General features: G+C 61.4%; 23 protein-coding genes and 1 pseudogene. 12 read left to right on the top strand and 12 right to left on the bottom strand.

What is annotated here, in order from left to right; all coding sequences use genetic code 11:
• Positions 1–91: 91 nt before the first annotated feature.
• The 3 genes from GIV26_RS02070 (at position 92) to GIV26_RS02080 (ending at position 5,042) form a co-directional block, all read left to right on the top strand.
• A complete protein-coding gene (locus tag GIV26_RS02070) occupies positions 92–2,047 on the top strand; it encodes an acetoacetate--CoA ligase (protein WP_236279398.1) in 1,956 nt (651 codons plus the stop codon).
• A gap of 138 nt (positions 2,048–2,185) precedes the next feature.
• Positions 2,186–4,723, top strand: coding sequence for a PAS domain-containing hybrid sensor histidine kinase/response regulator (locus GIV26_RS02075; protein WP_072447743.1), 2,538 nt, complete (start codon positions 2,186–2,188; stop codon positions 4,721–4,723).
• Positions 4,724–4,766: 43 nt separating this feature from the next.
• Entirely contained in the window at positions 4,767–5,042 is a 276-nt protein-coding gene (locus tag GIV26_RS02080; protein ID WP_003174397.1) for a peptidylprolyl isomerase, read from the top strand.
• Between the two features lie 125 nt (positions 5,043–5,167).
• Here GIV26_RS02080 and GIV26_RS02085 read toward each other — a convergent pair whose 3' ends face one another.
• The 8 genes from GIV26_RS02085 to GIV26_RS02120 form a co-directional block, all read right to left on the bottom strand.
• Positions 5,168–6,073: a sugar kinase gene (locus GIV26_RS02085; RefSeq protein ID WP_236279399.1), complete on the bottom strand. Its 906-nt coding sequence runs from the start codon at positions 6,071–6,073 to the stop codon at positions 5,168–5,170.
• Between the two features lie 143 nt (positions 6,074–6,216).
• Positions 6,217–7,425: an amino acid deaminase gene (locus GIV26_RS02090; protein ID WP_197882016.1), complete on the bottom strand. Its 1,209-nt coding sequence runs from the start codon at positions 7,423–7,425 to the stop codon at positions 6,217–6,219.
• A 9-nt stretch (positions 7,426–7,434) separates the two neighbouring features.
• Positions 7,435–8,199 carry an IclR family transcriptional regulator gene (locus GIV26_RS02095; protein ID WP_034125739.1) on the bottom strand — a complete coding sequence of 255 codons (765 nt, stop codon included), beginning with the start codon at positions 8,197–8,199 and terminating at the stop codon, positions 7,435–7,437.
• Positions 8,200–8,333: 134 nt separating this feature from the next.
• The gene (locus GIV26_RS02100; protein ID WP_236279400.1) at positions 8,334–8,723 is read right to left on the bottom strand and encodes a RidA family protein; all 390 of its coding nucleotides are present in this window, start codon (positions 8,721–8,723) and stop codon (positions 8,334–8,336) included.
• Between the two features lie 14 nt (positions 8,724–8,737).
• On the bottom strand, positions 8,738–9,520 hold the full coding sequence (locus tag GIV26_RS02105) for an amino acid ABC transporter ATP-binding protein (protein WP_020301585.1): 783 nt from the start codon (positions 9,518–9,520) through the stop codon (positions 8,738–8,740).
• The gene (locus GIV26_RS02110) at positions 9,517–10,179 is read right to left on the bottom strand and encodes an amino acid ABC transporter permease (protein WP_034135844.1); all 663 of its coding nucleotides are present in this window, start codon (positions 10,177–10,179) and stop codon (positions 9,517–9,519) included. Before GIV26_RS02110 ends, GIV26_RS02105 begins: the two co-directional genes overlap by 4 nt.
• A gap of 11 nt (positions 10,180–10,190) precedes the next feature.
• Positions 10,191–10,853, bottom strand: a complete 663-nt coding sequence (locus tag GIV26_RS02115) for an amino acid ABC transporter permease (protein ID WP_034125741.1) — start codon at positions 10,851–10,853, stop codon at positions 10,191–10,193.
• A 52-nt stretch (positions 10,854–10,905) separates the two neighbouring features.
• Positions 10,906–11,754, bottom strand: a complete 849-nt coding sequence (locus GIV26_RS02120) for a transporter substrate-binding domain-containing protein (RefSeq protein ID WP_034125742.1) — start codon at positions 11,752–11,754, stop codon at positions 10,906–10,908.
• A gap of 282 nt (positions 11,755–12,036) precedes the next feature.
• Between GIV26_RS02120 and GIV26_RS02125 the strand changes: the two genes are divergently transcribed.
• Both GIV26_RS02125 and GIV26_RS02130 read left to right on the top strand, forming a co-directional pair.
• The gene (locus GIV26_RS02125; protein WP_034125743.1) at positions 12,037–12,285 is read left to right on the top strand and encodes a hypothetical protein; all 249 of its coding nucleotides are present in this window, start codon (positions 12,037–12,039) and stop codon (positions 12,283–12,285) included.
• A gap of 80 nt (positions 12,286–12,365) precedes the next feature.
• A pseudogene (locus GIV26_RS02130) lies at positions 12,366–12,599 on the top strand (thioredoxin family protein); the annotation flags it as partial.
• A 70-nt stretch (positions 12,600–12,669) separates the two neighbouring features.
• Here the strand turns inward: GIV26_RS02130 and GIV26_RS02135 are convergent.
• From GIV26_RS02135 to rpiB, 3 genes are all read right to left on the bottom strand, one after another.
• Positions 12,670–14,238, bottom strand: coding sequence for a TerC family protein (locus GIV26_RS02135; protein WP_034125744.1), 1,569 nt, complete (start codon positions 14,236–14,238; stop codon positions 12,670–12,672).
• Between the two features lie 431 nt (positions 14,239–14,669).
• Complete coding sequence (locus tag GIV26_RS02140) at positions 14,670–15,650, bottom strand: sugar-binding transcriptional regulator (RefSeq protein ID WP_034125745.1); 981 nt, start codon at positions 15,648–15,650, stop codon at positions 14,670–14,672.
• A gap of 63 nt (positions 15,651–15,713) precedes the next feature.
• The gene (gene rpiB, locus GIV26_RS02145; protein ID WP_034125746.1) at positions 15,714–16,175 is read right to left on the bottom strand and encodes a ribose 5-phosphate isomerase B; all 462 of its coding nucleotides are present in this window, start codon (positions 16,173–16,175) and stop codon (positions 15,714–15,716) included.
• A gap of 262 nt (positions 16,176–16,437) precedes the next feature.
• On the opposite strand from rpiB, the gene GIV26_RS02150 reads away from it, so the two are divergent.
• From GIV26_RS02150 to dhaL, 7 genes are all read left to right on the top strand, one after another.
• Positions 16,438–17,925, top strand: a complete 1,488-nt coding sequence (locus GIV26_RS02150; protein WP_236279401.1) for a sugar ABC transporter ATP-binding protein — start codon at positions 16,438–16,440, stop codon at positions 17,923–17,925.
• A complete protein-coding gene (locus GIV26_RS02155) occupies positions 17,922–18,899 on the top strand; it encodes an ABC transporter permease (protein ID WP_014718193.1) in 978 nt (325 codons plus the stop codon). Before GIV26_RS02150 ends, GIV26_RS02155 begins: the two co-directional genes overlap by 4 nt.
• Positions 18,900–18,933: 34 nt before the next feature.
• Positions 18,934–19,941 carry a substrate-binding domain-containing protein gene (locus GIV26_RS02160; protein WP_236279402.1) on the top strand — a complete coding sequence of 336 codons (1,008 nt, stop codon included), beginning with the start codon at positions 18,934–18,936 and terminating at the stop codon, positions 19,939–19,941.
• 121 nt (positions 19,942–20,062) lie between these two features.
• Positions 20,063–20,818 (top strand): SDR family oxidoreductase, encoded by a 756-nt coding sequence (locus GIV26_RS02165; RefSeq protein ID WP_236279403.1) that lies wholly within the window; start codon positions 20,063–20,065, stop codon positions 20,816–20,818.
• 27 nt (positions 20,819–20,845) lie between these two features.
• On the top strand, positions 20,846–21,961 hold the full coding sequence (locus GIV26_RS02170; RefSeq protein ID WP_019817618.1) for an erythritol/L-threitol dehydrogenase: 1,116 nt from the start codon (positions 20,846–20,848) through the stop codon (positions 21,959–21,961).
• Between the two features lie 96 nt (positions 21,962–22,057).
• Positions 22,058–23,059, top strand: a complete 1,002-nt coding sequence (locus GIV26_RS02175; RefSeq protein WP_236279404.1) for a dihydroxyacetone kinase subunit DhaK — start codon at positions 22,058–22,060, stop codon at positions 23,057–23,059.
• 3 nt (positions 23,060–23,062) lie between these two features.
• Positions 23,063–23,707: a dihydroxyacetone kinase subunit DhaL gene (dhaL, locus tag GIV26_RS02180; protein ID WP_236279405.1), complete on the top strand. Its 645-nt coding sequence runs from the start codon at positions 23,063–23,065 to the stop codon at positions 23,705–23,707.
• Between the two features lie 149 nt (positions 23,708–23,856).
• Here dhaL and sohB read toward each other — a convergent pair whose 3' ends face one another.
• Positions 23,857–24,882, bottom strand: coding sequence for a protease SohB (gene sohB, locus GIV26_RS02185; protein ID WP_014718187.1), 1,026 nt, complete (start codon positions 24,880–24,882; stop codon positions 23,857–23,859).
• Between the last annotated feature and the right edge of the window lie 172 nt (positions 24,883–25,054).

The raw sequence follows: 25,054 nt of genomic DNA on the forward strand, positions 1-25,054 counted from the left end.
GCAGACCGGGGCGCTCCGCGCCCCAAAAGCGGACGCAGAGCGTCCAGTCAGGCATTCCCACGCGAAGCGTGGGAACGAGAAGAGGCAGCTTATGTCCGACATCCTCTGGCAACCCTCCCCGGAACGCATCGCCAATACGCGCATGGATCAGTTCCGCCGCTTCATCAACCAACGGCACGGCGTGCAGCTCGACGACTACCCCGCCCTGCACCAATGGAGCATCGACCAGCGCCCGGATTTCTGGCAGGCGATTGTCGCGTTCTTCGACGTGCAGTTTCGCAGCCCATCCAGCGTCACGCTGATCGAAGACATCGAGATGCCCAGCGCCCAATGGTTTCCCGGCGCCACCCTGAACTTCGCCGAACACCTGTTGCGCCGCCGTGACGATCATCCTGCGGTGGTGGCTGTCAGCGAAGACGGCCAACGTGAACAGTTGAGCTATGCACAACTGGCGGAACAGGTTGCCGGCCTGCAAAAAAGCCTGCGGGCGGCCGGGGTCGGCATAGGTGACCGGGTGGCCGCGTGTATGCCCAACACCTGGCAAACCCTGGTGGGCATGCTCGCCACCACCAGCCTCGGTGCGATCTGGTCGTGCTCCTCGCCAGACTTCGGCACGCAGGGCGTCATCGACCGTTTCGGCCAGATCGAGCCCAAGGTGCTGATCACCTGCGCAGGTTACCGCTATGCCGGCAAGCGCATCGACCAGAGCGCCAAGCTCAATGAGATCCTTGAACGCCTGCCCTCCCTGCAACAGCTGATCATCGTGCCTTACGCCAAGCCCGAAGCGCAGGCTGGGGACTACACCACCCACGCCCACGTCGCGCTGTGGGACGACTTCTATCAAGCCGGCGGCGAACCCGAATTTGTCGCGGTGCCGTTCGACCACCCGCTGTATATCCTTTATTCCAGCGGCACCACCGGCATCCCCAAATGCATCATCCACGGCACTGGCGGCGTATTGCTGACTCACCTCAAGGAACACGGCCTGCATGCCGACCTGAACCGCGAGGACTGCCTGTTCTATTACACCACCTGCGGCTGGATGATGTGGAACTGGCTGGTGTCGGTGCTGGCGATCGGCGCCACCGCGGTGCTGTACGACGGCTCGCCGTTCCACCCCGGCCCCGAACGTTTGATCGACCTGATCGATGCGGAAAAAATCAGCGTGTTCGGCACCAGCCCCAAATTCCTCGCCACCCTGGAAAAGTCCGGGTTGCAGCCGCGCCTGAGCCACGATCTGGGCAGCCTCAAGGGCTTGATTTCGACCGGCTCGCCGCTGTCGCCCCAGAGTTACGACTACGTGTACCGCGAGATCAAAGCCGAGCTGTGCCTGTCCTCGATGTCCGGTGGCACCGACATTGTCTCCTGCTTTGTGATCGGCAACCCGGTGCTGCCGGTGCGGCGCGGTGAAATGCAGTGCAAGAGCCTGGCCATGGCCATCGAAGTGTGGGACGACCAGGGCCGGCCCCTGATCGGAGAGAAAGGCGAACTGGTGTGCACTCGGCATTTCCCTGCCATGCCCATCGGGCTGTGGAACGACCCGCAGCAGCAGAAACTGCGCGCTTCGTATTTCAGTCAGTTCACCGGTGTATGGGCCCAGGGTGACTATGCCGAGCAACGCGCCAACGGCAGCCTGTTGATCCACGGGCGTTCCGATGCGGTGCTCAACCCCGGCGGCGTGCGCATTGGCACCGCCGAGATTTATCGCCAGGTGGAAAAGGTCCCGCAGGTGCTGGAAAGCCTCGCCATCGGCCAACATTGGCAGGACGACGTGCGCGTGGTGCTGTTTGTGCGCCTGGATGATGGAATTGAACTGGACGAGGCGCTGCAACAGCAGATCCGCCAGGTGATTCGCGCCAACACCACACCGCGCCATGTGCCGACCAAGATCCTCGCTGTCACGGATATCCCCCGCACCATCAGTGGCAAAATCGTCGAATTGGCGGTGCGCAACGTGGTGCATGGAGAGCCGGTGAAAAACACCGATGCCCTGGCCAACCCCCAGGCACTGGAGCAATTTCGCGACAGAGCTGAGCTGGCTTATTAGATGAAAGGTTTCAGCGCTGACGCAGCGTTTTGAAGAAAAACCCTCAAGGCATGCTATTTTTCCGGGGTAGCCACCCGTTGCCGCTCCTTGGGATAATGGGTGTTGTCATTTTTCAAAGCGTCATGCTCAGGGCTTTTTATGAATGGAACATCCACCGGTAGCGAAGCCGCTGCGTTGATCAAGCGGCTGGACTGGGCGCAAAGCCCACTCGGTGAGGCCAGTGAGTGGCCGCAAAGCCTGCGCACTGCCGTTGATATCGTCGTGCATTCGCCCATGCCGATGGTACTGCTGTGGGGCCCGCACCTCACGCAACTCTATAACGATGGCTTTGCACACCTGATTGGCAGCAAGCACCCCGGCGCCCTGGGCCAGCCGGCGCACCACACCTGGCCAGAGCTTGAAAGCTTCGCCGCGCCGGTGTACGACGCCGTGCTCGGCGGCCAGGTGCGCACCTTCAGCGAGCAACGCTTTGTGCTGCATCGCCAGGGCTGCGATACCGAAATCTGGCTGGATCTGACCTACAGCCCGGTGCGCGATGAAAGCTGCCGGGTAGCCGGCATTCTGGTCACGGCCATTGAAACCAATGAGCGACGCAGCAAAACCCTCGAACTGCAACAGCGCTCCGAAGCAAGCCTCAAGGCCCAGCACAACACCGAGCAACGCCTGCAACTCGCGTTGGCGGCCACCGACGCGGTGGGTACCTGGGACTGGGATATCGGTGAAGACCGCTTCATCGCCGACGCCCATTTCGCCTACCTGCATGGCGTCGACCCCAACGATTCAAGCCTGCTGCCCATCAGCGCCTACCTGCACGGCGTGCATCCCGAAGACCGGGGCACGGTGACGCGTAGCATCAAGCATTGCATCACCCATGGCACCGAGTACGCCGAGGAATACCGCCTGCAACAGGCCGATGGCCAGGTGCGCTGGGTGTTCGCCCGTGGCCGCTGCTACAAGGATCAACAGGGCCGGCCGGCGCGGTTCCTCGGCGCCGCGCTGGACCTCACCGAGCGCAAAAACACCGAGCAGGCCTTGCGCCAGAGCCAGACCGAGCTGCAACTGATCATCAACGCCATGCCGGTATTGATCGGCTACGTTGACCACGAACAGCGCTTTCGCCTCAACAACAGCGCTTACCTCGAGTGGTATGGCAAGACGCCCCAGGAGCTGTACGGCAAGACCATCCGCGAAGTGCTCGGCGACGAGGTGTATGCCGGGCGCGCAGACAAGATCGCCGCCGCGCTCAAGGGCAAGGCGTGCAGCTTCATGACGGTGACGCCTCATCGCGACGGCCGCCCCCGCCATGCGCTGATGAAGTACCTGCCGCGGTTTAGCAGTGACGGCTCGGTGAATGGTTTCTACATCTTTGTGATCGACGAGACCGAACGCAAGCTCACCGAAGAGGCCCTGCGCCACCTCAACGAGAACCTTGAAGAACGCGTGGCCCAGCGCACCCAGGCGCTGGCCGAGGCCAACCAGCGCCTGCAGAACGAGATGTTCGAGCGCGAACGTGCAGAAGATGCCCTGCGCCATGCGCAGAAGATGGAAGCGGTCGGTCAGCTCACCGGCGGTATCGCCCATGACTTCAACAATATGCTCACCGGCATCATCGGCAGCCTGGACCTGATGCAGCGCTATATCGCCGCCGGGCGCAGCGACGATATCGGCCGTTTTGCCGATGCTGCCGTGTCCTCCGCGCACCGTGCCGCCGCCCTTACCCACCGGCTGCTGGCGTTCTCGCGGCGCCAGTCACTGGACCGTCGCCCCACCGACCCCAACCAACTGGTGGCGTCCCTGGAAGACCTGTTCCGGCGCACCAAGGGCGCGCATATCACGCTCAAGGTGCAACTGGGCAAGGACATCTGGCCGGTCAACACCGACGCCAGCCAACTGGAAAATGCCCTGCTCAATCTGGTGATCAACGCCCGCGACGCCATGCCCGACGGCGGTGAGCTGCTGATCGAAACCGCCAACAGTTATCTGGACGGCACCGACATCACCACCCTGGAACCGGTCAAGGCCGGTGACTATGTGATGCTTGGCGTGAGCGACAACGGCAGCGGCATGGCGCCGAAAATCCTCGCCAAGGCGTTCGACCCGTTCTTTACCACCAAGCCCATCGGCCAAGGCACTGGCCTTGGGTTGTCGATGATCTACGGCTTTGCCCAGCAATCCGGCGGCCATGTGACCATCCAGAGCGAACCGGGCCAGGGCACCTGCGTGCGCCTGTACCTGCCGCGTTTGTATGGCACGGCGCTGGAAAGCAGCCTGCCCGCCAGCCTGACCGAAGCGCCCGTGGCCCTGGCCGGTGAAGCGGTGGTGGTGGTCGAGGACGACCCGGCGGTGCGCATGTTGGTGGTCAATGTGCTCGACGAACTGGGCTACACCGCGCACCAGGCGGCGGATGCCCGTGCGGCGCTGCCGCTGCTGGAGTCGGATTTGCGTGTGGACTTACTGGTGACCGACGTTGGCCTGCCCGGCATGAACGGCCGGCAACTGGCGGAAATCGCCCGCCAGCATCGCCCAGGCCTGCGCGTGCTGTTCATGACCGGTTATGCCGAGAAAGCCGCCGAGCGCCAGGGGTTCCTGGAGGATGGTATGGACATGGTCGCCAAGCCTTTTTCCATTGACCTGTTGGCCAACAAAATCCGTAGCATGATCGGCGTCGAGGCCTGAGTTCAGGCATAATCGCGCGCCGTCGCACAGCTGGTAGAGCCCCATGAAAGCCCAAGCCCGTCATATCCTGGTGAAAACCAGCGAAGAAGCCGAACAACTCAAGCAGCGCATTGCCAAGGGCGAAGCCTTTGATGTGCTGGCCAAGAAGTACTCCACCTGCCCGTCGGGCAAACGCGGTGGTGACCTGGGCGAAGTGCGGCCCGGGCAGATGGTGGGGGCGATTGATGCGGTGATCTTCAAGAAACCGGTGAAGGTGGTGCACGGGCCGATCAAGAGCAAGTTTGGGTATCACCTGGTGCAGGTGTTTTACCGGGATTGATACGGCTGCCTCCGATCGTTCCCACGCTCTGCGTGGGAATGCCTCACTGGACGCTCTGCGTCCGCTTCTGGGACGCAGAGCGTCCCGGGCTGCGCTCCCACGCAGAGCGTGGGAACGATCAGTGATCATCTCGGTATCAGCGCCCCGGGCACCTGAATCACCCGGCTTGCCAACCGATGCCCCGCCAGTGCGGCGTCTTGGGGCGAGCCACCCTTGAGCCGACAGGCCAAATACGCCGCACTGAACGAATCCCCCGCCGCCGTGGTGTCCACCACCTTCTCCACTTTCAACGACGGCACCGCAAAGCGCTCGCCCGCGCAACGAATCAGGCACGCATCCGCTCCCCGCTTGAGCACCACTTCTGCAATCGACGGGTACGCCGCGAACACCTGATCGCTATCCTCATAACCAAACAACGCGCGTTCGTCATCCTCGGTGAGCAAGGCAATGTCCACCTCGGCCAGCACCCTGCGATACGCTTCACGAGCCGTTTGCACATCGGCCCACAACCGGGGCCGGTAATTGTTATCGAACACCACCCTGGCGCCGCGCCGGCGGGCTTCGATCAGCGCCTGCAGTAAGCGCTCACGCCCGATGTCTCCCAGCACCGCCAGGGTAATGCCACTGAAATACACCACGTCATAGCCCGGCAATGCCGCCAGGACCGGCTCGGCGGCAGGCGTGGTGAAGCAGTCGCGCACGGCCGCTTCGTTGCGCCAGTAGAGGAATTTACGTTCGCCCTGGGCATCAGTCTGGATGCAATACAAGCCCGGCAGGCGCCCAGGCAGACGCTGGACCCTGCCCAGGCCAAGGCCTTCGGCGTGCCAATGCTCACACATGGCATCGCTGAAGCTGTCATCGCCCAGGGCGGTGACGTAGTCAACGCTGCCGGCATCGCCCAGCTCGCGACGCAGGTACACCGCAGTGTTCAGGGTGTCGCCGCCGAAGCTCTGGTGCAGGCTGCCGTCGGCGCGGTGTTGCAGTTCGATCATGCATTCGCCGATGAGGGCGATGCGGGGGTGGGTGTTCATGGCAAAGTTCTCAGGTGTGCTGGAGGGCCCCATCGCGGGCAAGCCCGACTCCCACATTCGACTGCATTCCTTCAGTTAAAACGCGGTCACTGTGGGAGCTGGCTTGTCGGGTCGCCGCATCGCTGCGATAGCCTCGACGCGGTCTAGAAGCAGGTACGCAGAGACTCGACCACCTGCAACTGCTCATCCACCAGGCACCCCACCTGCCATTTATCAAAGGTCAGGCAAGGGTGGGACGTACCAAAGGAAATGATGTCGCCAATACGCAATTCAACCCCGGGCGCCACGGTCATGAACGCATGCTGGTCCATTACCGCCGTGACCTTGCACCCGCTCACATCATCACCTTGCGCCGGCACGATCCCGGCCTTGTAGCGTTTGAGTGGCACCGGCAAACCGGCGTCGTAGGCCACGTCGCGCTTGCCCAGGGCAACCACCGCAAAACCAGGCTCCGGCAACGACTGCACATGCGCCCAGACTTCCATTGCCGGGCGCAGGCCCTCGTTGAGGTCGCTGCGGCGTTCGAGTACGCAGCACTGCGCCTCTTTATAGATGCCATGGTCGTGGGCCACGTAACTGCCAGGGCGCAACACGCTGAGGAAACGGCCGGCGGCGTTCTGCGTTTCGAACGACTCGGCGATCAGGTCGTACCAGGCCGAGCCCGATGCGGTGATGATCGGCTTGGGCAGGTCGAACAGGCCGCTGTCTTGCAGTTCCACCGCCAGGCTCACCAGGCTGGCGGCGAAGGCGCGGATACCGCTGATGGCGTGCTCACCGTGGATCACGCCTTCGTAACCCTCGATACCGGTGAGGGCCAATGCCGGCTGGGCCTGGATCGCCTTGGCCAGGTCGCGCACTTGCTGCTCGCTGCGGCAGCCGCACCGGCCACCGACCACGCCATACTCGATCATCACGTTGAGGCGCTGGCCACGGGCGGCGAAGAACAGGCCCAGGTCGGCGACGTTGTCCGGGTGATCGACCATGCAATGGAAGTCAAAATCCTTGTCGGCCAGCAGGTCGGCGATCAAGGCCATGTTCGCCGCGCCCACCAGTTGGTTGGCCATCAGCACGCGACGCACGCCGCTGGCGTAGGCGGCGCGGGTCTGCACGGCGGTAGCCAGGGTGATGCCCCAGGCACCGGCGGCGATCTGGCGCTGGAACAGCGCGGGCATCATGCTGGTCTTGCCGTGGGGCGCCAGCTCGGCGCCGCTGCTGCGGACAAAGTCCTGCATCCAGCGGATGTTATGTTCCAGGGCGTCACGGTGCAGCACCAGGGCCGGCAGGCTGACATCGCGAACCAAATGGGCACCGACTGCGGCGGCCCCTTTTTCAACGGCATTGAGGGCAGACATGGAAAACTCCTATTCGTTGATGCGCCGGGCCAGGCTGTTGGCACTGTCGATCAGTACCCGGCGATAGTCGTGGTAGTTTTTGCTCGCATCAGCCCGGGGGGCGACGATGCACAGGGTCGCGATGCTGACGCCCTGGGCATCGCGCACCGGGGCGGCAAAGCAGTGGGTGAAGGTGTCGGCCACACTGTCGAAGGAGAAGAAACCATCCAGGCTGGCCTGGCGGATCTGCGCCAGGAAAGTGTCCAGCGGCAGGCGCAGGCCATCCGGCAGGATGAAATCGTCGGGATCGATCAGGTCGACGATCTGCTGATCGCTCAAATGCCCCAGCAACAAGCGTCCCGAGGCAGTCCACGGAATGGGCGCGTTTTCACCGATGTCCGAAGAAATACGGAAATGCCGCTGGCCCTCGCGCATCAGCGCCACCGTGTATTTGCGCCCGTTGAGCAGGCACATCTGCGCGGTTTCGTGGGTCTGGCTGACGATCTCCTGCAAGGCGTGGTCGGCCTCGCGGGTCAGGTCGAAGTGACGCAAGTGTGCCTGGCCGAGGAAATACAGCTGGCGCCCCAGGTACACGTGGCCGTCCTTGCCCACGGTCTCCAGGATGCGCCGCTCCAGCAACGACGCTACCAGTTCGTAGACCGTGGATTTGGGGCTGCCAATGCCGCTGGCGATATCATTCGGGCGCAGGGGTTGGCCGATTTCCTTGAGAAAATCGAGAATATCGAACGCACGGTCCAGGCCTTTGGCGCGGCGTTTGATGGTGTCTTCGGTCATGGCAGTACTCGGTCCCGTTCCAGATGATCGTTCCCACGCTCTGCGTGGGAATGCATGCGGTGACGCTTTGCGTCACATGCGCGGACGCGGAGCGTCCAAGGCGGTATTCCCACGCAGAGCGTGGGAATGATCAGTTAGGCCTTTTTCTTGTAGGCCACGCAATCGATCTCGACCTTGCAATCGACCATCATATTGGCCTGAACACAGGCGCGCGCCGGTGCGTGCTCCGGGGTGAAGTATTCACCGAATACCTTGTTGAAACTCCAGAAGTCCCGTGGGTCTTCCAACCATACGCCCACCCGCACCACATCCTTGAGTTCGTAGCCGGCTTCTTCGAGGATCGCCACCACGTTGCGCATCGTCTGGCGGGTTTGCTCGATGATGCCGCCACTGATGATTTCACCGTCCACCGCAGGCACCTGGCCCGACACGTACAGCCAGCCATCGGCTTCCACAGCGCGGGCGAACGGACGTGGCTGGCCGCCACCTGCGGTGCTGCCGGTGCCGTAACGAGTAGTGCTCATAAAGTTGCTCCTTGTTAAAAACGAATGTTCTTGAGAAATTCCGCCAGGCGCGGCGACTGCGGCCGCTCGAAGATGTCCTTCGCACTGCCCTGCTCTTCAATGCGGCCCTGGTTCATGAAGACGATCTGGTCCGAGACCTCATAGGCAAAGCGCATCTCATGGGTGACCAACAACATGGTCATGCCCTCCTCCGCCAACCCCTTGATCACGCTGAGCACTTCGCCCACCAACTCCGGGTCGAGGGCCGAGGTGACTTCGTCGAACAGCATCAGGCTGGGGTTCATGGCAATGGCCCGGGCAATGGCCACGCGCTGTTGCTGGCCGCCGGACAATTGGCCGGGAAAGTGGTTGCGGCGCTCCAGCAGGCCGACGCGGTCCAACCATTTTTCGGCCAGCGCTACCGCTTCATCCTTGCCCATTTTCTTGACCTTGAGCAAGCCGAGGGTGACGTTCTGCAGCGCGGTCAGGTGCGGGAACAGGTTGAATTGCTGGAACGCCATGCCGGTCATTGCGCGGTGCTGGGCGATCACTCGCTCCGGGTGGCGTACACGCTTGCCGCCGACATCGCTGTAGCCGATGGACTCGCCATCCAGGGTGATCTGCCCGCCCTGGAACTCTTCCAGCAGGTTCACGCAGCGCAGCAAGGTGGTCTTGCCCGAGCCGCTGGAGCCGATCAACGTCACCACATTGCCGCGCTGCATGGACAGGTCGACGCCCTTGAGCACTTCCACCTGGCCGTATTGTTTACGCAGGCCACGAATGTCCAGCAGCGCTGGGTTGGTTTGAGCTTGGTTCATGGCAAGGCCACCCGCTTTTCAATGTAGCGCCCGAATAATTCGATGGCGTAGTTGATGACAAAGAACAGAAAACCGGCGAACAGGTAGAACTCCAGGGTCATGAAGGTGCGCGCGATCACCTGCTGGGTACTGAGCAGCAATTCGGCCACACCGATCACCGACAGCAAGGTGGAAGCCTTGACGATTTCCGTGGAGGAGTTGACCCAGGTCGGCAAGATCTGCCGCAGCGCCTGGGGCAGCAGCACATAGCCCAGGGACTGATAGAACGTCAGGCCAATGGCCTTGCCCGCTTCCAATTGCCCACGGGGAATGGCCTGCAGCGCGCCGCGCACGATTTCCGATACATGGGAGCCACAGAACAAGGTGAGCCCGACCGCACCGGCCTGGAACGCACTGATTTGCCAGCCAAGCGCCGGCAGCATGTAGAAACATGCCAACACCAGCACAAACACCGGCGTGCCACGGATCAAATCGACGTACAGACGGAACGGCGCACGCATCCAGAACTTGCCGTAGGTGAGGATCAACCCGGCGACGATGCCGATCAGGGTGCCAAAGACAATCGCCAGCGCCGAGACCGCCACGCTGGCCTGGAAGCCGGCCCAGAGGGTCTCGCGGGCGATCCACAATTCATGCAGCCAACTGGGGGATTCGTACATGGGGCCCTTCCTTAACGACGGATAGCCAAACGCTGTTCCAGGTAACGGAGCAGCATGGCAATCAGGTAACAGGCAGCCACGTAGAGCGCGGTCGTGACCAGCCAGGTTTCAATCACCCGGTAGCTTTCGACGTTGATCTTGCGGGCGTAATAGGTCAGCTCCGGCACCGCGATCGCGGCGGCCAGGGAGGTGTCCTTGAACAGCGAGATGAAGTTGTTCGAGAGTGCCGGCAACACGTTGCGCAGCATCACCGGCACGGTGATGTAAGCGCGAATCCGCCACTCCCCCAGGCCGATGGCCAGGCCGGCTTCCCGCAAGCCCTTGGGAATATTCACCAGGCCTGCACGGAATACCTCGGTGAGATAGGCGCCGGCATACAGCGACAGGGTGATGATGAACGAGGGAATCTTATCCAGCCGAATGCCCAGGGAGGGCAAGGCGAAGTAGATCAACAGGATCAACACCAGGATCGGGGTGTTGCGCACCACGGTGACATACACCGAGGCAATAATACGCAACGCGCGGTGCCTGGAAAGCATGGCAAACGCCATCAACAGGCCGATCACGCAGCCGATGGCGATCGACAGCAACGCCAACTGCAGCCCCAGGCCGAGCCCCGCCAGCAAGGTGTCGAAATCACGCCAGACGGCGGCAAAGTTCAACTGATAGTTCATGGTCAGCAGCACCTGAAGGGGGCGTGTTCAGGCACGCCCCTGTTGTTGCGGGTCACTTGAATTCCACGGGAAAACCAATCGCCGGTTCTGGCAGGTCCACGCCGAACCACTGCTTGAACGAGGCTTTGTAGGTGGGGAATTCCACACCGGTCATGGCTTCGTGCAGCGCGGTGTTGACGAAATTCAGCCAGTCCTGGTCGCCCCGCTTGACCGCACAGGCATAGGTTTGCGGGCTCCAGGCGTAGGTGGGGCTGCGGTAGCGGCCAGGGTTCTGCACCATCAGGTATTTGACCGAGGACTGGTCGGTGGCAGCAGCATCGGCGCGGCCTGAGTTCACGGCCTGGTACATCAGGTCAACGCTGTCGTACTGATCGACCTTGGCCTTGGGCAGTGCCTGGTGCACCAACTCTTCGGCATACACGTTCTGCAACACAGCCACGGTGACGTCGTCGCCCGCCGCCTGCAGGTCTTCGATTTCCTTGTATTTGCTGTTATTGGGCAACAGCAGGCCGACGCCTTCCCGGTAGTACGGCAGGGTAAAGGCCACCTGCTGCGCACGGCTGGCGGTAACGGTGATGAACTGGCAGCTCATGTCGACCTTGTCGGTGAGCAGGTTGGGAATACGTGCGTCAGACGACTGCACCACAAACTCCACCTTGCTCGGGTCATTGAACAAGCCTTTGGCCACGATGCGGCCGATGTCGATATCAAACCCCTGCAATTTGCCATCCGCTCCCTGGAAGTGCCACGGCGCATTGGTACTGCCTGTGCCTACGATCAAGTGCCCACGCTTGAGCACATCATCAAGCTTGCTGTCCGCCGCCTGCACCACGCTGGCGAGGGAAGCCGATGCAGCGACGAGAAAAACACACGCTTTGAATACGGAAGGTCGGTGATGCATGACAAGCACTCCAGGGAGGATGTATTCCGCTATACCGGAACTTGGTATGTAACAACGGAATAGACAGCAGAAAGTGTGCCATAGGTGCTCATGGAAAGACATGCGCCCCGCAAATGCCTTGTGGATCAGTCAGATAGCGGCCTGACGGGAATACGGCGCCTGCCTGTGAGTACTAACGCTTTGCTACGCAAGACCTCAAACCCTGTTACTGCGCACCAATACCGAACGCCTGGGCTAACCTCTAAGAGCGTGCTTGCTCGCCCTTACATGGAACCCTGACTGATGAAACTGCGATATATCTTGCCCGTGCTTCTGCTCGGGGTGGCTGGCAACGCCCTGGCCAGTAGCGACCGTCGTGAATGCAAGGAAGAACTGCAGAAACTCAAGGAAGCCTTCAGTACCGACTACACCGCCCAGAATCACCATGGCTATCGCCGGGCCAAGGCCTCCCGCGACAATGAGGAATACGAGAAGTGCGCGAGCCAGGCCCGCAAGGCCAGGGAGCGCATAGAGCGCGAGGCAGACCTGTGAAGGTTGACAGTAGACGGTGATAAGCCACGGGCTTAGCGTTGGCAAACACCCACGCGGCTTGAAGGGAGATCACCATGGGAATGGCCACCCGCATCATTTCCAGCGCCACAGCATTCGAACGCGTACTGAATACACCGCGCCCGGTGTTCCTCCTGTTTGTATCAGAGCATTGCCCCGCTTGCGCGCAGGCAGGCGCCGTGTTCGAACAGCACGCCTGGCAGCATCCCTGGGTCGTGAGCCTGGTACTCGATTGCGCCCATACGCCGAGGCACCCGGACGTGTCAGGCACCCCGACGCTGCTGATCTATCGCAAGGGCGCCCTGGTGGAACAACACAAAGGTTTGGGCCCCCTTGAAGAACAAGAGCAGTACGTGAAGGACATCTTCAGCCGTTATGACCTGAGCAAGGGTGCAAGTGCACTTGCGTCACTCGACGCTCCTCCACTTCAGCCACGGTCAAACGCCAGCCTTCATGTTCCAGGCTATCGCCCACCACCGGCAGGCGGTCAAGCAGGCTCATCACCAAACCTGCCAGGGTTTGATAATCCTCGGTCGTCACCGCCTTGAAGCCCGTGCGTTGACGCACCAGGTTGAGGTTCAAGGCGCCATTGGCACGGAAGCCATCGCCTTGCTCGACAATATCGGGCCCTTCGATTTCGCTGGCATCAGGCAATTCACCGGCGATGGATTCCAGAATATCCGTCATGCTCAATACGCCCATGAAGTCGCCGAATTCGTTGATCACGAAAGCGATGTGAGTGGACTCCTGGCGCATCTGCTCCAGGGCATTGAGGATCGAAAAACTGTCCAGCAGGTTGATCGCCCGACGCGCCAGGTGTTCCAGGTTCGGCTCGTTGCCCGCCAGGTACTCCTTGAGTAACTCCTTCTTGTGCACAAAACCCAGGGGCTCATCCACCGCACCGTTACGGATCAACGGCAGACGCGAGTAGGACGAGTGCATCAGTTTCAGACGGATCGTCTCGGGGTCATCCGCCAGGTCGATGCAATCAACCTTGGCCCTTGGCGTCATCAGGGTGCGAATCGGCCGCTCGGCCAGTTGCAGCACGCCGCTGATCATCACCCGTTCGCGTCGGTCAAACAGCGGACCCTGCGCAGCATCCGGCTCGCCCAGCAGGTCAGCCACGTCTTCACCCACCTCTTCCACCGCCAGGCTGCGGCCGCCCAACAAGCGCATCACCGCATGGGCGGTACGCTCACGCACCGGCAACACGCCCTGCGCCGACTTCTTGCGACGGGCTCGGGCGATCTGGTTGAACACCTCGATCAGAATCGAGAAACCAATGGCCGCGTACAAGTAGCCCTTGGGAATATGGAAGCCCAGGCCTTCGGCGGTCAGGGCGAAACCGATCATCATCAGGAAGCCCAGGCACAGCATGATCACGGTGGGGTGCGCATTGACGAAACGGGTCAGCGGCTTGCTCGCCACGATCATCAGGCCGATGGACACGATCACGGCGATCATCATCACCGCCAGCTCGTCGACCATGCCCACGGCGGTAATCACCGCGTCGAGGGAGAACACCGCATCCAGCACCACGATCTGCGCGACAATAGGCCAGAACATTGCGTAAGCCACACTGCCCTTGTGCTGCGCCACATGGCCTTCAAGGCGCTCATGCAATTCCATGGTGGCCTTGAACAACAGGAACACACCACCAAACAGCATGATCAGGTCACGGCCGGAGAAGCTCTTGTCGAACACCTCGAACAGCGGCTGGGTCAGGGTCACCAACCAGGAAATACTCGCCAACAGGCCCAGGCGCATCAAAAGCGCCAAGGACAAGCCGATCAACCGTGCACGGTCACGCTGCTCCGGTGGCAACTTGTCCGCCAGGATCGCGATAAACACCAGGTTGTCGATACCCAGCACCAGTTCCAGCACAATCAAGGTCGCAAGGCCGAGCCAGGCCGTAGGATCCGCTAACCATTCCATTTATAAATTCTCTGTCTTTAAAGTGTTCAGAACGCCGGGCACGGCAAAGTGCGGTCGTACGACCGGGACAAGGTTAGTTGACGGAATACGGGGTGCTTCAGCGGGAACAGCGACAGCGGTTGTCTTGGGGAAAGACGACTGGGAGGCTCCGAGAGGGTGTTCATGCAAGTCCTGAAATGACAAAAGGACTTGAATCCTACATTCGAAATACAAATTTCCCACAACGCAAAACTATTACAAAACCTGTAAACCCCATCAGAAGCACAGCAACTCTTGTGGGAGCTGGCCTGCGATGCCGGCACCTCGATGCATGATCGTTCCCACGCTCTGCGTGGGAATGCCGCCTGTGACGCTCCGCGTCCCACCCGCGCAAGGATGACGCGGAGCGTCACAGGATGCGTTCCCACGCTGGAGCGTGGGAACGATCTGTATCAGGTTTTACGAGTGGCATCGTCCAGCGCCAGGATGGTGTGGGCATTGGTGACGGTGGTCGCCAGCGTATTGATCACCCCCGAACGCAACGCCCCCAAGGTCGCCGCCGCCTTGGTGTTCTCGCTGGCAATCGCCACCACATCCGGGATGCGAAACAGCTCCTGCACCGTCAACCCGATCACGCGCCCCTGGATGGCGTTGACCGCCGGCTGGCCGTGAATGTCGATAAAGTCATAGCCCATCATGTCGCCCACGGTGCCAGACAACCGCGCCTGGGCGATTTCCTGGGGCGAGAACCAGCCCATGCGCACCATGTTGCTGTTCTCGCTCATGTCGCCGATGCCGATCAGGGCGATATCGGCACGGCGGGCGCGGTCAAGAGTCGAACGCACCGTGTCGTTGTTGATCAGCACCCCGCGCAGTTCCGGGTTGGCCACCAGCGCCGGGGCGTACAGGCTTTCACTTTCGCCACCAAAGCGCAGGGCCAGGCGTCGGCAGATGTGGTCAGGGTTCATGTATTCGCCGGCCTTGAGCGAACCGCCGATGGCACACACGAAAGTGCAGTTGCGGGTCACCGGCAGAAACACGTTATCGGCCACCGCGCCGACGTTACGCCCCATGCCCACGGCAACGATCATCCCATCACTCAGGGTCTTGTTGAGGTAGTTGGCGACCAGGCTGGCGACCGCCGAGCGCTGGGTGTCGGGGTCGCTGTGGTCGACCGCGATCAACGCGCGGTCGAGCTTGAAGCGCTCTACCAGCGCCCGCTCCAGCTCGTTGTTCATCGCCGGGTGCTGCAACACGCGCACCTCGACGATCCCTTCATCCCGAGCACGCTTGAGCAGGCGGCTGACTTTGGCCCGCGACAGGTCAAAGCGCTTGGCAATGGCCTCCTGAGTGACGTTCTCAAGGTAATAGAGCATCGCCACTTCGGTCATCTGATCGATATCACTGGCCATGCGCTGGGTACTGTCACTCATGGGGGCGGGCTTCCGTTTCGGCGTCAAAGGCGCATTCTCCCGACTCTTGCCCCGCGCCGTCCACTACTGATGCCCATCGCGCTCGATCGCATTGATGCGTTCGACCTTGGCCCCGGACCGCGCCGCTTCGAACTCCGAGGCCAAAAACGCACTGACGATGCTTTTGGCCAACTCCGCACCGATGACCCGCGCACCGATGGAGAGGATTTGCGCATCGTTACTCTTGCGCGCCCGCTCCGCCGAGTAGGTGTCATGGGCCTGGGCCGCACGGATACCCAGCACCTTGTTGGCCGAGATGGCCATGCCTATGCCGGTGCCGCATACCAGCACGCCGAGGCGCTGTTGCCCGGCATTGATGGCGGTGGCCACGGCCAGGGCGATGTCCGGGTACAGCACCGGCACCGTTGAATGCGTACCGAAGTCGGTCACCGGGTATCCCAACGCCTCGATATGGCGCTTCAACAACTCTTTGAGCTCAAAACCCGCTTCATCACATCCGATAGCCACCGGGAAAGGTGTGTTCATGGCGCCAAACTCCACTGATCAAATGATCACTTAGTGAAATATCTCTCACACATTTCGCAAGCATTCACCCCTTACTGTCAAGCGAGATTTAACTGACCTGCCAGTCAAAGCCCTATACCAAGGCAATAACCGCGTCAAAGATGAGAATCACACCTTTTAAGTGAAAGAGATTGACTGATCAGAATTTCATTTGATACACATATGATCACAGCGAAACATGACTGTGCGACCTAATAAGAATTCACAGCACGAGGACACGCCGATGGCCACGCCATTACTGCTCCAGGCTGAACACGTCGCCAAGGCTTACGCCGGGGTACCAGCCCTGCGCGACGGGCGCCTTTCTCTGCGCGCCGGCAGCGTCCACGCCCTGTGCGGCGGCAACGGTGCCGGCAAGTCAACCTTCCTGAGCATCCTGATGGGCATCACCCAGCGTGACGCCGGCAGCATTCTGCTCAACGGCGCACCGGTGCAGTTCAATCGCCCGAGTGAAGCCCTGGCCGCGGGGATCGCAATGATCACCCAGGAGCTCGAACCCATCCCCTACATGACCGTCGCCGAAAACATCTGGCTGGGCCGCGAACCGCGCCGCGCCGGCTGCATCGTCGACAGCAAGGCCCTCAACCGCCGCACCCGCGAACTGCTCGAAAGCCTGGAGTTCGATGTCGACGCCACCAGCCCCATGCACCGCTTGAGCGTGGCGCAGATGCAATTGGTGGAAATCGCCAAGGCGTTCAGCCATGACTGCCAGGTGATGATCATGGACGAGCCCACCTCGGCCATCGGCGAGCGCGAGGCCGAAACCCTGTTCAAGGCGATTCGCCGCCTTACCGCGCGCGGTGCCGGCATCGTGTACGTGTCCCATCGACTGAGCGAACTGGCGCAGATCGCCGATGACTACAGCATCTTCCGTGATGGCGCCTTTGTGGAAAGCGGGCGCATGGCCGATATCGACCGCGACCACCTGGTGCGCGGCATTGTCGGCCAGGAACTGACGCGCATCGACCACAAAGCGGGCCGCGAATGTGCGGCCAGCACCTGCCTGCAAGTCGACAACCTGAGCCGCAACGGTGAGTTCCACGACATCAGCCTGCAGCTGCGCCGTGGCGAGATTCTCGGCATTTATGGGTTGATGGGCTCCGGGCGCAGTGAATTCCTCAATTGCATCTACGGCCTGACCGTGGCGGATTCCGGCAGCGTTACCTTGCAAGGCAAGCCCATGCCCATCGGGCAGCCCAAGGCGACCATCGACGCCGGCATGTCGCTGGTTACCGAAGACCGCAAGGACAGCGGCCTGGTGCTGACCAGCAGCATCCTGTCGAACATTGCACTGTCGGCCTATAAGCGCTTGTCGAGTTGGTCGCTGATCAACGCACGTAAAGAAGCGCAATTGGCCGAGGAGATGGTCAAGCGCTTGCAGATCAAGACCAGTTCCCTGGAGCTGCCGGTGGCATCAATGAGCGGCGGCAACCAGCAAAAGGTGGTGCTCGCCAAATGCCTGTCCACCGAGCCGGTATGCCTGCTCTGCGATGAACCCACCCGCGGCATCGACGAAGGCGCCAAACAGGAGATCTACCACCTGCTCGACCAGTTCGTGCGCGCCGGTGGCGCAGCCATCGTGGTGTCGTCGGAAGCACCGGAACTGCTGCACGTGAGCGACCGCATCGCCGTCTTCAAAGGCGGCCGGCTGGTCACTATCAGCACCGACACCGCCCTTTCCCAGGAAGCCTTGTTGAGTCTTGCCTCATGAATGCCAAAACCATCGTTGCTCCCGTTACTGCCGCGCCGCGCAACCGCCTGCGCCTGTCCCTCGACCGCTTCGGCCTGCCGCTGGTGTTTATCCTGCTGTGCGTGGTGATGGCGTTTTCCAGCGAATACTTCATGACCTGGCGCAACTGGATGGACATCCTGCGCCAGACCTCCATCAACGGCATTCTCGCCGTGGGCATGACCTATGTGATCCTGACCAAGGGCATCGACCTGTCGGTGGGGTCGATCCTGGCGTTCGCCGGGTTGTGCAGCGCCATGGTCGCCACCCAGGGTTATGGCCTGTTGGCGGCGGTCAGCGCGGGGATGTTTGCCGGCGCGATGCTCGGGGTGGTCAATGGTTTCATGATCGCCAACCTGTCGATCCCGCCGTTCGTGGCCACCCTCGGCATGCTCAGCATCGCCCGGGGCATGACCTTTATTCTCAACGACGGCAGCCCGATCACCGACCTGCCCGACGCCTACCTGGCCCTGGGCATCGGCAAGGTCGGCCCGGTGGGCGTGCCGATCATCATCTTCGCCGTGGTCGCGCTTATTTTCTGGATGGTGCTGCGCTACACCACCTACGGCCGTTATGTGTACGCGGTGGGCGGCAATGAAAAAAGCGCGCGCACATCGGGCATTGGCGTGCGCAAGGTGATGTTCTCGGTGTACGTGGTCTCGGGCCTGCTCGCCGGGTTGGCCGGCGTGGTGCTGTCGGCACGCACCACCTCTGCCCTGCCCCAGGCCGGGGTTTCCTACGAGCTGGACGCGATTGCCGCAGTGGTGATCGGTGGCACCAGTTTGTCCGGCGGTACCGGCAGCATTGTCGGCACCTTGTTCGGGGCACTGTTGATCGGCGTGATCAATAACGGCCTGAACCTGCTCGGCGTGTCCTCCTATTACCAGCAGGTCGCCAAGGGCCTGATCATCGTGTTTGCAGTACTGATCGACGTGTGGCGCAAGAAGAAACGCTGAAGAACGACCCATAACAATAACTGGAGTTCTACTTATGAAACTGGGTACCACCCTGGCCGCTGCGGCGGCCCTCTCCCTGCTCGCCAGCAGTATCGCCCTGGCCGCCGACGGCAAGACCTACAAGATCGGCGCAGCCGTCTATGGCCTCAAGGGTCAGTTCATGCAGAACTGGGTCCGCGAGCTCAAGGAACATCCGGCCGTCAAGGATGGCACCGTGCAGTTGACCGTGTTCGACGGCAACTACGACGCCCTGACCCAGAACAACCAGATCGAAAACATGGTGACCCAACGCTACGACGCGATTCTGTTCGTACCGATTGATACCAAGGCCGGCGTCGGTACCGTCAAGGCCGCCATGAGCAACGACGTGGTGGTCATCGCCTCCAATACGAAAGTAGCCGATGCCAGCGTGCCGTATGTGGGTAACGACGACGTGGAAGGCGGCCGCCTGCAGGCCCAGGCCATGGTCGACAAGCTCAATGGCAAAGGCAACGTGGTGATCATCCAGGGCCCGATTGGCCAGTCGGCGCAGATCGACCGGGAAAAAGGCGAGCTGGAAGTGCTGGGCAAACACCCGAACATCAAGATCATCGAAAAGAAAACCGCCAACTGGGACCGCGCCCAGGCCATGACGCTCACCGAAGACTGGCTCAACGCCCACCCCAAGGGCATCAATGGCGTGATCGCCCAGAATGACGACATGGCCCTGGGCGCCGTGCAGGCGCTGAAGTCCCATGGCCTCACCTCCAAGGATGTGCCTGTGACCTCTATCGACGGCATGCCGGATGCGATCCAGGCGGCGAAAAAGGACGAAGTCACCACCTTCCTCCAGGATGCCCAGGCCCAGTCCCAAGGCGCGCTGGACGTAGCGTTGCGCGCCCTGGCCGGCAAGGACTACAAGCCACAATCGGTGATCTGGGAGCGCTATGCCAAAGACGTGAAATGGGGTGACGGCACGGCCAAGAACTACATCCTGCCCTGGGTGCCGGTGACCAATGCCAATGCGGACGCGCTGTACAAGCAAGTCAGCGGCGGTAAGTAGTTTGATCGTTCCCACGCTCCGCGTGGGAACGCATCCCGTGACGCTCCGCGTCACTTAACATCGGAACGCAGAGCGTTCCACGCGGCATTCCCACGCAGAGCGTGAGAACGAGGAGTCATTCATGTCTGGTTTCTGGAACCAAGCCTTCGACCTCAGCGGCCGTTGCGCGGTGATCACCGGTGGCGCCGCCGGCATCGGCCTGGCCTGCGCCACCTTGCTGGCGGAACGCGGCGCAAGGGTGGCGCTGCTGGACCGCGACCCGGCCGTGGTCGAGGCGGCCGCCAGCCTGGGTGCCGGGCACCTTGGCATTGCCGTCGACCTCGGGAGGATCGACCAGATACAACCGACCGTCGACAAGGTGTTCGCGCATTTCCAGCGCCTGGATTACCTGATCAACAGTGCAGGCGTGGTGCTGCTGGACAAGGCCATCGAGGTCAGCGAAAGCGCCTGGGACACCACCCTGGACATCAACCTCAAGGCCAGTTTTTTCATGGCTCAGGCCTGCGCCAGGCACATGATCGCCCAGGGCAGCGGGCGCATCGTCAACCTGGCGTCCCAGGCCGCCGTGATTGGCCTGGACCGTCACGTCGCCTACTGCGCCAGCAAAGCCGCCATCGTCGGCATGACCAAGGTATTGGCCATGGAGTGGGCGCCGCAGATCAACGTCAACGCCATCTCCCCGACCATCGTCGAAACCGCCCTGGGCAAAAAAGCCTGGGCCGGCGAGGTGGGTGAGCGGGCCAAATTGCAGATTCCGGCAGGTCGCTTTGCCCAGCCGGAAGAAATCGCCGGGCTGGCGCTGTACCTGCTCAGCGACGCCGCACAGATGATCACCGGTGCCAACATGGTGATCGACGGCGGCTACAGCATTCAGTAATTCATCGTTATGTCGTGAGGTTTTGTCATGTCCACCGTCACCGAACGCACACCTGAACAACTCGCCCCGAGCATCCCGAAAACCATGCAGGCCGTGGTCTGCCACGGCCCGGAAGATTACCGCCTGGAAACCGTCGACGTGCCCACGCCCGGCCCCGACGAGATCCTGACCAAAGTCGAGCTGTGCGGCATTTGCATGGGCGATATCAAGACCTATCGCGGCGCGCCGTCGTTCTGGGGCGATGCCGAGCAACCGCGCTACGTGAAGCCGCCGATGATCCCCGGGCATGAGTTCGTGTGCCGCGTAGTCGCCCTTGGCCCAGGCGCCGAGAAACGCGGCGTGGCCGTGGGCGACCGGGTGATCTCCGAGCAAATTGTGCCGTGCTGGGGCTGCCGCTTCTGCAACCACGGCCAGTACTGGATGTGCCAGAAGCACGACCTGTATGGCTTCCAGAACAATGTGCAGGGCGCCATGGCGCAATACATGATCTTCACTAAGGAAGGCATCATCCACAAAGTGCCGGAATCCATCGCCCCCGATGAAGCGATTCTGATCGAACCCCTGGCCTGCTCGCTGCACGCGGCGGAACGCGCCAACGTCGACCATGACGACATCGTGGTGGTCGCCGGCGCCGGCACCCTGGGCCTGGGCATCATCGGCGCGGTGCGGTTGCGCAACCCGAAAAAGCTCATTGTGCTGGACATGAAACCCGAACGCGCCGCCCTCGCCCTGCGCCTGGGCGCCGATGAAGTGTGGAACCCGGCCGAGGTGGATGTGCTGGCGAAAATCCGTGAGATCACCGATGGCTATGGCTGCGACATTTATATCGAGGCGACCGGGCACCACAAGGCGGTAAACCAGGGCCTGGCGATGCTGCGCAAGCTGGGACGCTTTGTGGAATTCAGCGTGTTCAATGACGAGGCCACGGTGGATTGGTCGATCATCGGTGACCGCAAGGAGCTGGATATCCTCGGCTCGCACCTGGGGCCGTATATGTACCCAAGGGCCATAGACTTTATCGGCAACCGCAAGATCGATATGCGCGACGTGGTGACCCACAAGTTTGCGCTGGCGGACTTCAAGGAAGCCTTTGCAGTGATGGAACGCGGCGATAAATCGCTGAAGGTTGTGCTCGAACCCTGATCTCAGTAACAACACAAAACCCTGTGGGAGCTGGCTTGCCTGCTCCCACAATGGAAGGGTGTCGCCCCTTAGAACAAGAACACAGGAACCCGCGTTATGAATCGAGTCATCAACGATCCCGACCAAGTGGTCGAAGACATGCTGCGCGGCATCCTGGTCGCGCACCCCGAGCTGCGCCAGTACGAAAGCAACCCACGGGTCATCGTCAAGGCCAAGCACTCCGCCCAGGGCCGCGTCGGCATTGTCACCGGCGGCGGCTCCGGGCATGAACCGGCGTTCCTCGGCTATGTTGGCCCGGGCCTGGTGGATGCGGTGGCCGTCGGCGAGATTTTTTCCTCGCCCACCGCCAAAAGCTTTTTCGACGCCTTCCGCGCCGCCGACCATGGCGCAGGCGTGGCATGCCTGTATGGCAACTACGCGGGCGACAACATGAACGTGAAGCTGGCGATGAAAATGGCCGCCAGCAAAGACATGCGCATCCGCACGGTGGTCGCCAACGACGACGTGGCGTCCGCGCCCAAGGCCGACATCGCCAAGCGTCGCGGTGTAGCCGGGGAGATCTTCATGTGGAAGATCGGCGGTGCCGCCGCTGCCCAGCATTACGACCTGGACGGCGTGATTCGGGTGGCGCAGAAAACCGTCGACCACTGCCGCTCGATTGGTATCGGCCTTACGCCCTGCACGATAGCCGCGGTGGGCAAACCGAACTTCCAGATTCCCGACGGGCAGATGGAATTAGGTATTGGCCATCATGGCGAGCCGGGCATCGAAGTCATCCCGATTGAACCGGCCGCCGCCATGGCCAAGCGCATGCTGGCGCCGATCCTCGCCGACCGCGATTTCAGCCAGGACGACAGCGTGGTGGTGCTGGTCTCAGGCCTGGGCGCCACCCCGGTGATGGAGTTGTATATTTTCTACGCCGAGGTGGAAAAACAGCTCAAGGCCAAAGGTTTGAAGATTCACCGTTGCTACGTGGGCAACTACTTCACTTCCCTGGAGATGATGGGCGTGACCTTGACCCTGCTCGGCCTCGACGCCGAGCTGAAAACCCTGATCGACCAACCCTGCCGCTCCATCGGCATGACCCAGGCGGAGTGAACCATGAGCCAGCATTTTTCCACCCATGAGGGTAGCGCCATCGTCGCCGACCTGGTCAGCGTGATCGTGGCCAACCGTGAGTACCTTAGCGAAGTCGACGGCGCCATCGGCGATGGCGATCATGGCATCAACATGGCCAAGGGCTTTGCCCATTGCGGCCGTACGATCGAAGGCCGCCAACTGACGCTGGCCGAAGCCCTGGATGAACTGACCCTGAGCCTGATGGAAGGCATCGGCGGCTCCATGGGGCCCTTGTATGGCAGCCTGTTTATCGGCATGGCCGACGAAGTGCGCGGCAGTGAAGACATCGACGCTGCCACCTTCGCCCACTTGCTGCGCGGCGGCTTGACCTCGCTGCAGGACATCACCGAAGCGGGCGTGGGCGACAAGTGCTTGATGGACACGTTGATCCCGGCGGTGGAAGCCTTTGAACGGGCGCATACAGCGGCGCGTTCTTTCAGCGATGCACTCGATGCGATGAAAAGCGCTGCTTCTCAGGGGCGGGATTCGACCAAGGACCTGGTGGCCAAGATTGGCCGAGCCAGTCGTTTGGGTGAGCGTTCCCTCGGCGTTCTGGATGCCGGGGCCGTGTCGTGCTGCCTGATCCTTACGCAGTTGGCGGACTCGATTAAACCCCGTTTGACCTGACATGAGCGTTCCCACGCTCCGCGTGGGAATGCAGCCTTGGACGCTCCGCGTTCCACCTTACGCCAGGGTGACGCAGAGCGTCACTGGAGGCATTCCCACGCGGAGCGTGGGAACGATCGACAAGGGACTACCTGGTTTTCAGTACTGGCTTACCAGAACCGCTGCTGGGTCAAGCGGCTCCACCAGGTCAACAGCACCCGGTCCACCGAACCGCTGGCCGCCAGGCCCACGCGCTCTTGCAGGCTCTTACGCTCGGCATAGTGCAAGTGGAACACTTCGGCGGTCTTGGCCTTGGTGGCCAGGTATTCATCGCTGGTTTGCAGCTCATCGACCAGTTGTTTGTCGAGAGCGGCAACCCCCAACCACACTTCGCCAGTGGCCACCTCGTCAATCGCCAACTGCGGGCGGTAACGCGAGACGAAGTTCTTGAACAGCTGATGGGTGATGTCCAGGTCTTCTTGGAACTTCTCCCGGCCCTTCTCGGTGTTTTCGCCAAACACAGTGAGCGTGCGCTTGTATTCACCGGCGGTCAGCACTTCAAAGTCGATGTCGTGCTTTTTAAGCAGGCGATTGACGTTGGGCAACTGCGCCACCACGCCAATGGAACCGAGAATGGCGAAGGGAGCGCTGATGATCTTCTCGCCGATGCACGCCATCATGTAGCCACCGCTCGCCGCGACTTTGTCGATGCACACGGTCAACGGCACGCCGGCCTGGCGGATACGCGCCAGTTGCGAGGAGGCCAGGCCATAGCTGTGCACCATGCCGCCGCCGCTTTCCAGGCGTAACACCACTTCATCCTTGGGCGTGGCCAGGCTCAGCAGTGCGGTGATTTCATGGCGCAGGCTTTCGGTGGCCGAGGCCTTGATGTCACCGTCGAAATCCAGCACGAATACCCGTGGCTTGGGCTCGGGCTTCTTCTTGTCTTTCTTCTTTTCAGCTTTGCTTTCGGACTTGCGCAGGGCCTTGAGCTGGTCCTTGTCGAGCAGGCTGGACTCCAGGCGCTCACGCAAGCCCTTGTAGAAATCATTCAGCTTGCTGACCTGCAATTGGCCGGCGGATTTACGACGACCTTTGCTGCGCAGTGCTGCAAAGCTGATCAGTACCACCAGAATAGCGACCACCAGGGTGACGGTCTTCGCCAGAAAGCTCGCGTATTCGGCCAAAAAATCCATATGTCTCCTTAAAAAATGCACTGCGCCAGGCGCGGATGGCCCCAGCATACCGACGCCACTGCGAAGGAGCCAGTGATCAAACCGCCAGCAGGTGGGCTCCAACGCGCTTTTAAAACAAGCGTATGTTTTTTCATTGACAGCTCGCAGGCATCCTCATAACCTCGCCAGACTT

The organism is Pseudomonas sp. PA-1-3F, assembly GCF_021609665.1.
GTDB classification, from domain to species: domain Bacteria; phylum Pseudomonadota; class Gammaproteobacteria; order Pseudomonadales; family Pseudomonadaceae; genus Aquipseudomonas; species Aquipseudomonas paracarnis.

Excerpts from the sequence above, each read along its gene's own strand:
- GIV26_RS02160 (WP_236279402.1), top strand. The coding sequence starts at position 18,934 with ATGAAACTGGGTACCACCCTGGCCGCTGCGGCGGCCCTCTCCCTGCTC.
- GIV26_RS02075 (WP_072447743.1), top strand. The coding sequence starts at position 2,186 with ATGAATGGAACATCCACCGGTAGCGAAGCCGCTGCGTTGATCAAGCGG.
- GIV26_RS02135 (WP_034125744.1), bottom strand. The coding sequence starts at position 14,238 with ATGGAATGGTTAGCGGATCCTACGGCCTGGCTCGGCCTTGCGACCTTG.
- GIV26_RS02085 (WP_236279399.1), bottom strand. The coding sequence starts at position 6,073 with ATGAACACCCACCCCCGCATCGCCCTCATCGGCGAATGCATGATCGAA.
- GIV26_RS02110 (WP_034135844.1), bottom strand. The coding sequence starts at position 10,179 with ATGTACGAATCCCCCAGTTGGCTGCATGAATTGTGGATCGCCCGCGAG.
- GIV26_RS02120 (WP_034125742.1), bottom strand. The coding sequence starts at position 11,754 with ATGCATCACCGACCTTCCGTATTCAAAGCGTGTGTTTTTCTCGTCGCT.
- GIV26_RS02170 (WP_019817618.1), top strand. The coding sequence starts at position 20,846 with ATGTCCACCGTCACCGAACGCACACCTGAACAACTCGCCCCGAGCATC.
- GIV26_RS02095 (WP_034125739.1), bottom strand. The coding sequence starts at position 8,199 with ATGACCGAAGACACCATCAAACGCCGCGCCAAAGGCCTGGACCGTGCG.
- GIV26_RS02090 (WP_197882016.1), bottom strand. The coding sequence starts at position 7,425 with ATGTCTGCCCTCAATGCCGTTGAAAAAGGGGCCGCCGCAGTCGGTGCC.
- sohB (WP_014718187.1), bottom strand. The coding sequence starts at position 24,882 with ATGGATTTTTTGGCCGAATACGCGAGCTTTCTGGCGAAGACCGTCACC.
- dhaL (WP_236279405.1), top strand. The coding sequence starts at position 23,063 with ATGAGCCAGCATTTTTCCACCCATGAGGGTAGCGCCATCGTCGCCGAC.
- GIV26_RS02150 (WP_236279401.1), top strand. The coding sequence starts at position 16,438 with ATGGCCACGCCATTACTGCTCCAGGCTGAACACGTCGCCAAGGCTTAC.
- GIV26_RS02115 (WP_034125741.1), bottom strand. The coding sequence starts at position 10,853 with ATGAACTATCAGTTGAACTTTGCCGCCGTCTGGCGTGATTTCGACACC.
- GIV26_RS02070 (WP_236279398.1), top strand. The coding sequence starts at position 92 with ATGTCCGACATCCTCTGGCAACCCTCCCCGGAACGCATCGCCAATACG.
- GIV26_RS02105 (WP_020301585.1), bottom strand. The coding sequence starts at position 9,520 with ATGAACCAAGCTCAAACCAACCCAGCGCTGCTGGACATTCGTGGCCTG.
- GIV26_RS02175 (WP_236279404.1), top strand. The coding sequence starts at position 22,058 with ATGAATCGAGTCATCAACGATCCCGACCAAGTGGTCGAAGACATGCTG.
- GIV26_RS02080 (WP_003174397.1), top strand. The coding sequence starts at position 4,767 with ATGAAAGCCCAAGCCCGTCATATCCTGGTGAAAACCAGCGAAGAAGCC.
- GIV26_RS02100 (WP_236279400.1), bottom strand. The coding sequence starts at position 8,723 with ATGAGCACTACTCGTTACGGCACCGGCAGCACCGCAGGTGGCGGCCAG.
- rpiB (WP_034125746.1), bottom strand. The coding sequence starts at position 16,175 with ATGAACACACCTTTCCCGGTGGCTATCGGATGTGATGAAGCGGGTTTT.
- GIV26_RS02165 (WP_236279403.1), top strand. The coding sequence starts at position 20,063 with ATGTCTGGTTTCTGGAACCAAGCCTTCGACCTCAGCGGCCGTTGCGCG.
- GIV26_RS02125 (WP_034125743.1), top strand. The coding sequence starts at position 12,037 with ATGAAACTGCGATATATCTTGCCCGTGCTTCTGCTCGGGGTGGCTGGC.
- GIV26_RS02155 (WP_014718193.1), top strand. The coding sequence starts at position 17,922 with ATGAATGCCAAAACCATCGTTGCTCCCGTTACTGCCGCGCCGCGCAAC.
- GIV26_RS02140 (WP_034125745.1), bottom strand. The coding sequence starts at position 15,650 with ATGAGTGACAGTACCCAGCGCATGGCCAGTGATATCGATCAGATGACC.